The organism is Falsiporphyromonas endometrii, from assembly GCF_042654485.1.
Lineage (GTDB): Bacteria > Bacteroidota > Bacteroidia > Bacteroidales > Porphyromonadaceae > Porphyromonas > Porphyromonas endometrii.
The window spans coordinates 1-12,041 of record NZ_JBHSGO010000166.1; the positions used below are offsets into that span (position 1 = coordinate 1).

A 12,041-nucleotide genomic window follows, 5' to 3' on the forward strand; every position below is an offset into this window, starting at 1 on the left:
TCTTCATGCTTAACCATTCGTTTTGACAACATTTCAATGATCTCTTTAGTGTTTTCGAACCGACTTTTGTCAGTTCTATTGTTTAACTTTTAATTTTTCGGTAAAAATTTACCGAAGTATTGATTAATAAAACGTCGCGAAGGTAATTATTCTTTCCGCAAAAACAATTATCACAATTATTGAAGCTATTTATATTTAATGATTGCTGATAAAAATTTTGGCAGTTCAGCAAACTTGGATTTCATATAAACAGTTCTCTCTCTAACTAAACAGTACTACCTATTCTTAGGCATTAGTCTGTAAATCACGCTTAGTTTTATCTTACGACCTACCTTTCAATATATTCAAAAAAGAGAAACCGTCCATTTAGGCAAACCTTTCGTTCCATAAAGCAGTCGCCTGGATCAAATGCTGATTTATGACTCAATCTTGATAATGCTTTTTTGTCAGACAACAACAATAATACTTAATTGAAAAAATAATCTTATACAAGGTGTTAATATATTAAATCACTCAAGGATTTTGCACGCTTGGCAAAGCATGTATTACTATTTCTGCAAATGGAAGAATAAAGGCGTCACATTATGCAGATGCTGTAGGAGGACTTGACAAGAACACGGTAAAGCGATTGACACTCTCCATCCATCTAGCAAAGAAGATTTGATTCAACCTTTAGTCTCATCGCACCTTATTCCAAATAATATCCTCTCCAAACTCCCTCTCCAGCATAGGATTAGTCTTGATAATCCAATACTTCAACCCTAAGAATTCCTCTTTGATATCCAGTAATACTCGCACCTCATTGGCATGCTCATCAGATGGCTCCTTAATGTAGTTCACCACTACACTCTGAAATTCTTTAAGTTTGCGAAGTGCATACTCAAAGAAGCGTTCTTCTCTAATCTTCCTCAGTCCATTCTTTCCATTAAATAGCTCCTCAAGAAGCCTAATGGTGGCACATAGTTCAGGGCTACTATTATTACCCACAATGGAGAATACCATCTGTTTATTTCCGAAGTCTATCTCCTGCTTTAACTTATCCTCTACATTTATAAGTAGTGGGTTTATTATATCATTGTACCTATTCCCTTTTTTACGATTACAGTAGCTACAAGCGAGTAGTAGATTACTCCATTCACATTTTAGCTCCTCATAATCCTTACGAGCCATTCTGTGTTCCACCTCATAGTCCGTTGTTGTGACTCGTTCACAGAGATAGCACTTGCCATGCTGGTCTGTAAGTAGCGTGCCATTGACCATTTCACTCCGAGGATTCACTTTTTCATTAAAAACCTCGGGATAGCTCTTTTTTACTCTTATCATACCTCCTCCAAAATCTCTTTAATCCTCTTTGCATGGCCAATATAGAAGGCATTATACTCACCCTTGGGTGCAGGAAGAACACTCTCTGAGATACTATCAAAGTTCCTAATAATCTCTCTTACTTCTATCTTTTCTGATTCTGTTAGAGATCTCTCTTGTAGCACAAGTTCTTTCAGACGATTAAGTTCCGACATGATGTAGCTAGATTGTGACTTCACCTGGAAGTAGCCCTCAGATAGGGCCTCAAAGGAGTACTCCGTTAGGTCAGTTAGTTCTTCTTGATGCTCCAAATCATAAGCCATAGCACTAGGGAGTGAACTAAGCACAAAAGGAGAGTGTGTGGTAACAATAAACTGGATGTTAGGAAATACTGTCGTAAGGAAAGGAAGTATCTCTTTCTGTAGCTTGAGGTGCAAGTGGGTCTCTATCTCATCAATCAGCACTACCCCCTTCTTGTCATAGACACGAGATAAACTCTCTTTATCCTGCATTCTTAGAATCAGGTCCGCTATAATCTCTATAATTGCGGCATAACCATCAGAGAGTTGAGTTAGTTTGAAAGACTGACCTCTTGAGTTGATTCGGAAGCTATAATCTCTGTAGTTAAATTCCAATCTCAACGCATCATCACTATAAATATGCTTGAGCATCCTCTCAAAATCCCCAAACCACTGAGCTATCTCATCTGCATCTGTTATCTGACCCTCGTTCCTCGCTAATGCCTCTTGTATCTTCAGGTCAGAGAGGAAGTAAAGGAATTGAGAAGTGGCAGATTCTCTTATGTTTTTAGTTGTAGTGAGGTTGGGCTTTGTGGGGTTTTTAGGCTCTATAATCTTAGGCTCTCGCATAGCAGGGTAGAAAGCAATAATAAACTGCCCTTCTTGAAACAAATGTAATATATCTGCAAAATCTAGCAGGAGTTCAACCTTCCCATATAAGTCTGCTACCCAATTTTCTTTCTCCTTTAATTCTTGTTGAAGGGTTACTCTTTCTATGTCGGTATTACATCTTTGAAGCCTCTCTTTGGTATAATCTACCCAGTCTCTATACTTTAAGAAGTATAAGTTATTATCTTTTGTAGTCTTGTCTAGGAAGTCTGCCATGGCATTGAGGAGGGTGGTCTTACCACTACCATTACGCCCCGTGATGATAAGGTGAGGGAATTTGGGATTAGAGAGGTCTATCTCCAAGCCTTTTAGGTGGAGCAAATCATTAATCTTTATCTTGCTGATGTAATTCTTCATAATCTATTCTCTTATCTATTCGTTGAACATTCTGACTTCCCTCTTTAGAAGGGGGCTTATATAATATTGAAATATTCGACTGGGAATCCTGCGGATTTGAGCGATTTAAGTGAGCTGGTCTTTGCCTTATCATCTGCAAAGCCATTGTCCTTAAAGATAAAATGGTAAACCGCAGAAGTATAGCTCCCTATGCAGGGCGATCAAGTCATCGGCAATTTCCCAAGTAACTTCAAGTAATATCGCCACCTATGCAGATCATCAACGCTCCATCACTGACTACAAATATACCATTTTGACGCAAAACGATTTCCATCTACTTTGTTTTATTGAAAGCAAAAATACGCTCGCAGAAATATACTGAATGCTGTTCTGTATCTTCTAAAAACGGCTGTCAATGCGTAAGATTTCCAAGGATTTTGCACGCTTGGCAAAGTGTGTATTACTATTTCTGTAAATGGAAGAACGAAGGCATCATGGAGGAACCACTCGACAAACTTCGCTCCTTATCACGTACCATCAGCTAATTTTTAAACAGCTTCTTAGAGAGAATGAAACCTTCGAATCGAATCTACCAAACTTTACATCAGAAAATTAGCTCTGCATTTTTCTTCTCGACGGCAGCCTTTCCTTTGATCACATTCAGGTGTCTTGTGAAGCCTATTACAAAAGACTGCATCAGCTTGGAGGTATGAAGATGGTTGATGTTTGTATTGTAGTTAGAGAGTTGATAGCCTGCTCTTAAGGTCATTATATTTTTGATTGGGAAATCAAAGTTCAAATTTATCTCATTGTACCATGCTTTTGACGGGATAGTAAAATTCATTCCTTTGGCTACCCCACTACCCTCTCTGATCATAAACAATTCATAATAGCTCTCCCCATATTGTGTTGAGAAGGTAGTTCCAAGCAATGAGGTTTGCCATGAGACAGAGGCCAAAATTGGACAAGACTCCCACTTCAATCTATATGTGGCCAAAACCATCCCCTCAATATCTGCACCCAACTTAAGAGAAGCCGGATTATTGCCATTTCTTGTACAATAGAGTCCACCCAAAAAAGCTCTAACCCCGGGTCCGACATATATGCTAAACGGGAGATTACCAACAATCTTCCACATAGGATTGATAGAGAAGTTTACCCCTATTCCCCAGAAACTTGCATTTTTTGCAGGATTGTCATCAAAGTCAAAAGATATATCCCCTGCATCTCTCAATATCAATGAATGGTCTCCGGCACTAAGAAATCTATAACTTTCAAATCCATACCCAATACTAACTCCTCCATACTTAAGGGGAGACAAGTAGCTATCTCTCAAGAAGTTTCCTCCAACCTTTAGCATATTGGTATTCTGCATATATCGGACAGGATTCTCTTGCGAATAGGACAATGCAATAGAGAGTAAGATGATAGATATGAAAAGTGACAGTTTATTCATTGAAATTATTCTTTATCAACAGAACCATCTTCATCAGAAAAATTTAATCTCTGAATACCCAAAAGTTCATCTCTTAATTCCTCATCGTCTTGGTCGTCTTCTTGAGAAAAGGGCTGAGGTTCTTCCTCTTCGTCCGACGAACTATCTTCTTCTTTCGGGGTTGGCTCCGGCACCCTCAATGGTTCCAATTCTTCTACTGTCGCCACAACATAATTGGAGAGCCTTTTTCCCTTGGCTCTGATGCTTTTGGTACCTACAAAACTTTCGGCATCCACCTCGAGAGGAAGTCTATGTTCGTCCTCTTTGCCGAAGGTCACCTTAAACCGTGCATAAGGGGTATCTGTCAATAAGATAAGTTTATTCTTATCACTTTCTCCCTGAATAAACTCACGCTTATCGTTATTCTCAATATTAAAGCGCTTAAGGTAAGTATATCCCTGATCTCCGTCAAAATAGATAGCCGTCCATACTTTGTCGGACTCATATCGCTCGATCTTAAGAAGGTTTGACTCAAAATGATTGTTGCCACTAAAACCGGTCAGATAGGACTCCCCATTCTTAAGAACTACCAATATCTTATCTTCGGGCATAAAGCTACCCAACAATTCCCCCTGCTCATCATAATTGATACGAAGTACATCTTTGTCAAACCAAACCTTACGAGCTCCAAGGGTCGATGAACCTTTCTCTTTGAGAGAGATCTTATGCACTTCGCTTTTCGTCAGAATATTTCCCTTTGCCGTACGGGCCTTAATCAAAATCTCACTAAAGTCCTTGTCAAAAGAGAATATCCGTTGTCTGGGTTTAGGCTTAAGGATCACCTTGATCATCTCTGCCTCTGCATTTTTGTTTGCACTAAAATAGAGGACTCTCGAATCGGGTTTACCCTGCGTAAGATCATACTCCCTATCACGAATATAACTGGTGACATTAAATCGCTTGATAAAGCTGGTACCCTTCTTGCCATGACGATACACAACATTATAGACAGTCCTCTCACGATCTTTTTCGTATCGATCGATATGAATTACCTCCTTCTTGCCAATAAAGAGCTTCTCTTCGACCTTCATGACCTTGTAAGTTCCATCACGGAAGAATACAATAAACTCATCCAAATCCGAACAATTACAAACAAACTCGTCATTCTTTAGAGAAGTACCGACAAAGCCCTCCTCTCTATTGATATACAGTTTTTCGTCCAAAGCCACGACCTTGGTAGCTTCGATGGTACTGAGGCTGACAAGCTGCGTTTTGCGAGGAAAGTTGGCACCATACTGCTCCTTAAGGTAGGTGTACCAGTTAATGGTGTATTGCACTATCTCCTTAATGTTTTTCTTCAGTTCTTCGATATCTTTCTCCAACTGCAACATCATCGCCTCATGCTTAGGTATATTAAACCGTAAGATCCTCGCCATCTTTATTTCCAAGAGCTTCTTCAGATCCTCCTGTTTAATCGGGCGGATAAACTTATCTTTCCAGGGATCAAGCCTTTTATCAATATGGTTGAGGGCAGCAGTTTCATTTTTAGCCTCCTCAAACTCTTCATCTTTATAGATTCTCTCCTCTATAAAAATTCGTTCGAGCGATGCCCCAAAATATTGCTCCTGCTTCTCTTTCAGCCTATTCTCCAAGTCCAACTTCAGAAGGGCCTTGGTCCTATCTACACTCTTGCGAAGCAAATCACTAACACCCAAAAATTCGGGTTTCTCATCTACAATGACACAAGCATTGGGAGAGATATTAACCTCACAATCAGTCAAAGCATACAAAGCATCTATCGTCTGATCGCCAGAAACTCCATTGGGCAATATAACTCTGATATCAGCTTCAGAAGCAGTCATATCGACCACCTGCTTAATCTTGATCTTTCCCCTGTCATTGGCCTTAAGTATAGAATCAATAAGTGTCGTAGTAGTTTTGCCCGCCGGAAGCTCCGTAATCGAAAGAGTCCTATTGTCAATCTTCTCAATACGAGCACGGCTTTTGATCCTACCACCTCTCTGACCGTCATTATAGTCGGAGCAGTCGAGAAATCCACCCGTTGGGAAGTCCGGATATAAAGTAAATTCCTCTCCATTGAGGTAGTTGCAAGCAGCATCTATCAACTCATTGAAGTTGTGTGGCATAATCTTACTGCTAAGACCGACTGCAATCCCCTCAGCTCCTTGCAAAAGAAGAAGAGGAAATTTGACAGGCAAAGCCACCGGCTCATCAGCCGAACCATCGTAAGACCTTTTCCAATGAGTTACCTTATCATCAAAAAGCACCTCTTGAGCAAAATGTGATAGACGAGCCTCAATATAACGACCGGCAGCCGCACTGTCTCCGGTCAGAATATTACCCCAGTTACCCTGCATATCGATGAGATACCCCTTCTGGCCTATCTGTACAAGCGCATCATTGATAGAGGCATCGCCATGAGGGTGATATGCCATGGTTGCACCGACAATCTTGGCAACCTTAGTCATCCTCTCTGTGGCTAAGGTATGCATGGCAAAGAGAACACGCCTCTGCACCGGCTTAAGACCATCTTCAATGTGAGGAACGGCCCTCTCAAGAATGACATAAGAGGCATAATCCAAAAACCAAGTTCTGTACATCCCTCCCAGATTACGCATCACAAGGTTGTCTCGAGAGCTACTTTCAGAAATCACACTTTCGCTCAAATCTTCTTCAGATTGGATAGCATCGCCACCCTCTACCGCATCATCAGCTACATCATCACGACCGGCTGACAAAAGCTCACCTTCTGAATTGTCCGAGATAGGGTTAGATATATTATTCTTCTGTTCTTCGTTATTATTATCCTCTTTCATTGGGTCTAATATTCTTATATATGACTGCTTCTAAACAAAGATACTTAATTTGTTTTTTACTCATACATTACAAGCGAGATGAGAAGAAAATTCCTCCTAACCTACTTGAAGATATGGCAAATAAACAAGTCATTCCTAATCAAATAAGCAACTATTGGTAAGTTGCAACAGCAGATCATTTTTAGTACCTTAGCCTCTAAGCAATAAAAACCATGGAGATAATCATATTACTTACCCTGCTTTTATTTATCTGTTGGCTTGGCAGAGCACTCTTCCGGGCAACAGAGTTGTGTCTCATTGGTAAGGAGCAAACAGATCTCGGCAATGGTCTTTCTCGTGGGGCTGAGAAGCTCGTGATGAGAAACCTCTGTTTGTTAAATACTGTTACCATATCTGATGCCAAAAAAGCGACTCAAACAACACTGATTCAACTTCAAAATCGCAACTTCCGGGGTTAGGGTCATCTGACCTTCTTATCGACTTTGCCCGTTTTGTTAGTACGAAACGGGCTTTATTTATGCGCTATTTTAACAAATAAGCTCGCGCGAGAAGCAATCTGTTCTCGCGCGACTTTCGATCCATTGTCGCGCGACCTTGACATACGAAGTCGCGCTACTTAGGGTGCAACCTCGCGCGAGGTTAGGTTCAAAGTAGCGCGAGAATGGATTGCAAGTCGCGCGACCTTACAAAAAAGGCGGCCTAAAGTCGATTTTTAAGCCGCCAAAAGACAAATTAAAAACGCCCTTTATGTATTTTAACATTTGCCGATACCAATAATTCCCACTCCCGCTCTGTTTTTTCTGAAATAAGCCCATTTTTAAGGTCAAAAAATGCTGTTTTTATGGCCGAAAAATAGGATTTATAATTAACACTATTTATCTAATTATCCGCGATTTAATCAAGATACATTCTGGTATAGACTCCGTTTATCCATTATCATTTCATATCCTAACACTACAATATACCTGTTAGTCCGGGTAGTCGAGATAAAGTTTGTTTACTTGTAATTGCTTCAATCTTATGTTTCTATTCGAATATGATTAAGATGGAAATGTAATTTGTATCTCTTTTGATTGGAACTTTATTTTTCTTGTTCACTACCTATTTCCGATATAAAACCTCTATCTTTGAAACATATTTTGGATTGAAGGCATCTTAGATGGTATAGAAACGATTCTTTATTCCTTCATTCATATTTAAATAATCAAATGTATTATGGAAATAGTAGTAAGTGGTATTCGCCCAACAGGCAAGTTACATTTAGGAAATTATTTTGGTGCAGTAAGGTCTTTCCTTAAGATGCAAGAGTCCTATGATTGTAAGTTTTTTATAGCTGATTGGCATTCTCTGACTACACATCCACATCCAGATAATATTATTGCTAATACCCATACGATTCTTGCCGAATATTTGGCTGCCGGAATCGATCCCGAAAAGGCAACTATATATGTACAGAGTGATGTACCTGAGGTGTTGGAATTGTATCTATACCTTAATATGAATGCCTACTTAGGAGAACTCGAGCGAACAACGACATTCAAAGATAAAGCAAGAAAGCAGCCTGAAAATGTCAATGCAGGCCTTTTGACTTATCCAACTTTGATGGCAGCAGATATTTTGATGCATAGGGCTGTCAAGGTACCGGTTGGCAAAGATCAGGAGCAGAACATGGAGATGGCAAGGAAGTTTGCCAGAAGGTTCAATACAATCTATGGAGTAGATTTTTTCCCTGAGCCTGCATCGTTTACATTTGGAAAAGAGGCAGTGAAAGTGCCCGGTCTGGATGGTTCCGGTAAGATGGGTAAAAGTGAAGGGAATGCTATCTATCTCTCGGATACCGAGAAGGAGATTAAGAAAAAGGTAATGAAGGCTGTGACAGATTCCGGCCCAACAGAACCTAACAGTGTAAAGCCTGAGCCCATTCAGAATCTCTTTACCTTAATGCAGATGGTTTCTACAGAGGAGACTTACAACTTTTTTGATGAGGCTTACAACAATTGTAATATAAGGTATGGTGATTTGAAGAAGCAATTGGCGCAAGATATTAATAACTTCTGTGCTCCAATTAGAGATCAGATAGAAGATATATTCAAAAATAAATCTTATCTTGAACGAGTAGCAAGAGAAGGTGCCGAGAAGGCGCGCGAGAGTGCTAAGAAGACTCTGGAGGAGGTTCGTCATATCATAGGATTCCCTCCGATTCGATAATGTTTAATTGATAAATACAAGATATAATGCAAATACAAGGCAAGATTATTCATGTGCTTCCGCTTCAGTCCGGAGTTGGACAGGCATCCGGAAAACCCTGGAAAAAGCAGGAGTATGTTTTGGAAACAGTAGCGACAGATTATCCGAAGAAGATTTGTTTCTCTCTTTGGGGCGATCGCATTGAGCAATTTAATATTCAGGAAGGTGAAGATTTGACTGTAGATATTGATGTTGAAAGTAACGAATATCAAGGTCGTTGGTATACCAATGTGAGAGCGTGGAATGTAACAAGAGGTTTTGTTCAGCAGATGGCAATGCCTATGCAGCCTGTGATGATGCAACCGGGAATGGTTCAGCCGGGAATGGTTCAGCAACAAGTGGTTCCGCAGCCGGTAGCTCCTCAGCCAATGACTGCAGCACAGACGGTTGGTACTGCACCACAAGCTCCTCAGGAGCCGGATCAGCAGTCTATGGATGACCTACCATTCTGATCGTAGCAATAGCGAAAGATTTAGGAGTTGTTTTGACTTGCTCTTGTCAGAGAGAGATGTAAAGCGACTTTATAATAAATTGTTGGGGATATCTCCAAAGTCAAAAGATAAGTCTTATCGAGAAAGTTTGAGGCTTATATTTGATTTTTGAGCTATCCCCTTTTGTATTTCAAATAGATCATATAGTTTTTTTCAATCCCAATATGTCGGTGAGAAGAGATCCTATTCAATGGTCGAATATCTTTTTAAGTTTTATACATTAGATTATGCAACTTACTGTGATTGCAGTCGGAAAAACCGATCAGCGGGAATTGAACAACTTGATTGGCAATTATATTTCTCGTTTGGGTAAATACATTAGTTTTAATTTTGATATTATTCCGGATGTTAAGGCCTCCAAATCAAGATCTATTGAGCAACAAAAAATTTCCGAGGGGGAAGAGATCATTGCCAGACTGAAGCCTACAGATTTTGTTGTTTTGTTTGATGAACATGGCAAGACCTATACAAGTAGAGAGTTTGCTGAGAAGATCGAACGACGAATGAATGAGTCATTGAAACGACTCGTCTTTGTGATTGGAGGTCCTTACGGCTTTTCCAAGGCTGTCTATGATCGGGCAAATTCTCTGCTGTCTCTTAGCAAAATGACCTTTTCTCATCAGATGGTAAGGCTTTTTGCTGTGGAGCAAATTTATAGAGCTTTCACCATCTTAAATAAGGAACCATATCACCATGACTAAGAGGTATTGATTTTGGTATCTCTTCTGAGTCTGTTTTTATCGAGTAGCATTCATCTTTTGTTCTACTGTTTTCGATTTTTAGTGTTAAGTTTGCTATGCCGTAGTGCCTATGGCAGACATTTTTTTACTGTTTTGCCTAAGGCCCTGTTTTGTTGACACTGATGGGTATGGCTATATTTGTAAATATTCAAATCGAAATAATGATAATTTAATTGCAGTATAGAGCTGTATGAACTGGAAAGAAAAGTATAAAGATCGTTTTGTCACGGCTAAAGAGGCTGTTATGAGGACCCTTAAGCCTCATTCAAATGTTGTATTTGGTCATGCTGTAGCTGCTCCTGAGCGGTTTTCGAAAGCTATGTTTGAGCTTAGAGAATCTTTGGAGGATATTACAGTTTTTCATATGCTGTACTTCGGGAAGGCTTACCATCTGGCGCCGGAGATGGAGGGGCATGTCAGGGGATTTCTCAATTTTTTGGAGGGTAATTCCAGATCTGCGTATGAAGAGCATAGGGCAGATTTTGTCCCTTGTCATTTTCATGAAGTGCCGGCATTGTTTAGGGAAGGATTTTATCCTGTAGATGTTGCTGTAGTCCAAGTTTCTTATCCCGATGAGGAGGGTCGTTGTTCCTTTGGAGTTTCATGCGATTATACCAAACCTGCAACCCAAAGTGCAAAGATTGTAGTTGTTGAGATGAATCGTCAGATGCCCTATATTGGTGGAGACAATTTTATACATCTTGATAATATTGACTATATTATAGAGGTCAATGAGCCGATATTTGAAATTCCGGCTGCCAAGATTGGCGATATTGAATTGGCTATTGGCAAACATTGTGCTGACCTTATTCATGATGGCGACACTTTGCAGTTGGGAATAGGTGGCATTCCTGATGCTGTATTAGCCGGTTTGGAAGGAAAGAAGGATATCGGCATCCATACTGAGATGTTTACAGATGGGGTGATGAAGGCTATTCGCAGTGGCCTTATCAATAATTCAAAAAAGACGCTTCATCCGGGTAAGGTGGTAACTTCCTTAATCTTTGGAAGCAAAGAACTTTATGACTTCTTGGATCACAATGATATGATTGAGTGCTATCCGGTTGATTATACCAACAATCCTTATGTAATCGGAAAGAATGATCGTCTTGTGTCTATCAATAGTTGTATAGAGATGGATCTTATGGGGCAGGCAGCTTCTGAGACGATTGGTTACAGACAGTATAGTGGCACAGGAGGTCAAGTAGACTTTTTGCGTGGAGCCAGATACTCCAAAGGTGGTATCTCCATTATGGCTTTTCCATCGACTGCTGCCAAAGGCACAGCTTCTCGAATAGTGCCCATTCTTTCTGAAGGTGCTTGTGTGACAAGTGGTCGTTTTGAGATCGATTATGTTGCTACAGAGTATGGGGTGGTACGTCTACGTGGACAATCACTTAGACGTCGAGCCGAGCTTCTTGCTTCAATTGCTCATCCTAAGTTTAGACCGGAGTTAGAAATGGAAATCAAAAAACGGTTTTACTGATAAAACTAATTATATCTTGATTTAAGATTTAGGAGTTTAGGACTTCTAATCTTTGTTCTATTACCGCTTTTAGGTTGTGTCGGCGGACACGTATAGCCTAAAAGCGGTTTTTTTATTGTTTAAGAAGGTCTTTTGATACTGTCCCGAAAAAGTGTGTAAGACCCAAGACAATTATCTTTGAAAAAGAAAAAATAAAACGATAAACAGTATGGATCTTACACGCACACAAATTAAAGAAATTATTTCGAATCAACTGACA

The 12,041-nt window shown here is 39.9% G+C and carries 9 protein-coding genes; 5 read left to right on the top strand and 4 right to left on the bottom strand.

Features of this window, described 5'->3' with window-relative positions; translation table 11 throughout:
* Positions 1-678: 678 nt before the first annotated feature.
* The 4 genes from ACFO3G_RS05290 to ACFO3G_RS05305 all read right to left on the bottom strand — a co-directional run bounded on the left by ACFO3G_RS05290 (position 679) and on the right by ACFO3G_RS05305 (position 6,818).
* Complete coding sequence (locus ACFO3G_RS05290; protein WP_380078668.1) at positions 679-1,323, bottom strand: HNH endonuclease; 645 nt, start codon at positions 1,321-1,323, stop codon at positions 679-681.
* Positions 1,320-2,567, bottom strand: coding sequence for an AAA family ATPase (locus ACFO3G_RS05295; RefSeq protein WP_380078670.1), 1,248 nt, complete (start codon positions 2,565-2,567; stop codon positions 1,320-1,322). The genes ACFO3G_RS05290 and ACFO3G_RS05295 overlap by 4 nt, the downstream gene beginning before the upstream one ends.
* 583 nt (positions 2,568-3,150) lie before the next feature.
* On the bottom strand, positions 3,151-4,002 hold the full coding sequence (locus ACFO3G_RS05300) for a DUF3316 domain-containing protein (RefSeq protein ID WP_380078672.1): 852 nt from the start codon (positions 4,000-4,002) through the stop codon (positions 3,151-3,153).
* Positions 4,003-4,007: 5 nt separating this feature from the next.
* On the bottom strand, positions 4,008-6,818 hold the full coding sequence (locus ACFO3G_RS05305) for a DNA gyrase/topoisomerase IV subunit A (RefSeq protein ID WP_380078674.1): 2,811 nt from the start codon (positions 6,816-6,818) through the stop codon (positions 4,008-4,010).
* A gap of 212 nt (positions 6,819-7,030) precedes the next feature.
* On the opposite strand from ACFO3G_RS05305, the gene ACFO3G_RS05310 reads away from it, so the two are divergent.
* From ACFO3G_RS05310 to ACFO3G_RS05330, 5 genes are all read left to right on the top strand, one after another.
* Entirely contained in the window at positions 7,031-7,276 is a 246-nt protein-coding gene (locus ACFO3G_RS05310) for a hypothetical protein (protein ID WP_380078676.1), read from the top strand.
* 757 nt (positions 7,277-8,033) lie between these two features.
* The gene (trpS, locus tag ACFO3G_RS05315; protein WP_380078678.1) at positions 8,034-9,026 is read left to right on the top strand and encodes a tryptophan--tRNA ligase; all 993 of its coding nucleotides are present in this window, start codon (positions 8,034-8,036) and stop codon (positions 9,024-9,026) included.
* A 26-nt stretch (positions 9,027-9,052) separates the two neighbouring features.
* Positions 9,053-9,517, top strand: a complete 465-nt coding sequence (locus ACFO3G_RS05320) for a DUF3127 domain-containing protein (RefSeq protein ID WP_380078680.1) — start codon at positions 9,053-9,055, stop codon at positions 9,515-9,517.
* A 266-nt stretch (positions 9,518-9,783) separates the two neighbouring features.
* Positions 9,784-10,257 (top strand): 23S rRNA (pseudouridine(1915)-N(3))-methyltransferase RlmH, encoded by a 474-nt coding sequence (gene rlmH / locus ACFO3G_RS05325; RefSeq protein ID WP_380078682.1) that lies wholly within the window; start codon positions 9,784-9,786, stop codon positions 10,255-10,257.
* 229 nt (positions 10,258-10,486) lie between these two features.
* Positions 10,487-11,782, top strand: coding sequence for an acetyl-CoA hydrolase/transferase family protein (locus tag ACFO3G_RS05330; RefSeq protein WP_380078684.1), 1,296 nt, complete (start codon positions 10,487-10,489; stop codon positions 11,780-11,782).
* Positions 11,783-12,041 lie beyond the last annotated feature (259 nt).

Bases quoted from the DNA above. Each gene is read 5' to 3' on its own strand.
- ACFO3G_RS05320 (WP_380078680.1), top strand. From the start codon at position 9,053: ATGCAAATACAAGGCAAGATTATTCATGTGCTTCCGCTTCAGTCCGGA.
- ACFO3G_RS05330 (WP_380078684.1), top strand. From the start codon at position 10,487: ATGAACTGGAAAGAAAAGTATAAAGATCGTTTTGTCACGGCTAAAGAG.
- ACFO3G_RS05310 (WP_380078676.1), top strand. From the start codon at position 7,031: ATGGAGATAATCATATTACTTACCCTGCTTTTATTTATCTGTTGGCTT.
- ACFO3G_RS05290 (WP_380078668.1), bottom strand. From the start codon at position 1,323: ATGATAAGAGTAAAAAAGAGCTATCCCGAGGTTTTTAATGAAAAAGTG.
- ACFO3G_RS05295 (WP_380078670.1), bottom strand. From the start codon at position 2,567: ATGAAGAATTACATCAGCAAGATAAAGATTAATGATTTGCTCCACCTA.
- trpS (WP_380078678.1), top strand. From the start codon at position 8,034: ATGGAAATAGTAGTAAGTGGTATTCGCCCAACAGGCAAGTTACATTTA.
- ACFO3G_RS05300 (WP_380078672.1), bottom strand. From the start codon at position 4,002: ATGAATAAACTGTCACTTTTCATATCTATCATCTTACTCTCTATTGCA.
- ACFO3G_RS05305 (WP_380078674.1), bottom strand. From the start codon at position 6,818: ATGAAAGAGGATAATAATAACGAAGAACAGAAGAATAATATATCTAAC.
- rlmH (WP_380078682.1), top strand. From the start codon at position 9,784: ATGCAACTTACTGTGATTGCAGTCGGAAAAACCGATCAGCGGGAATTG.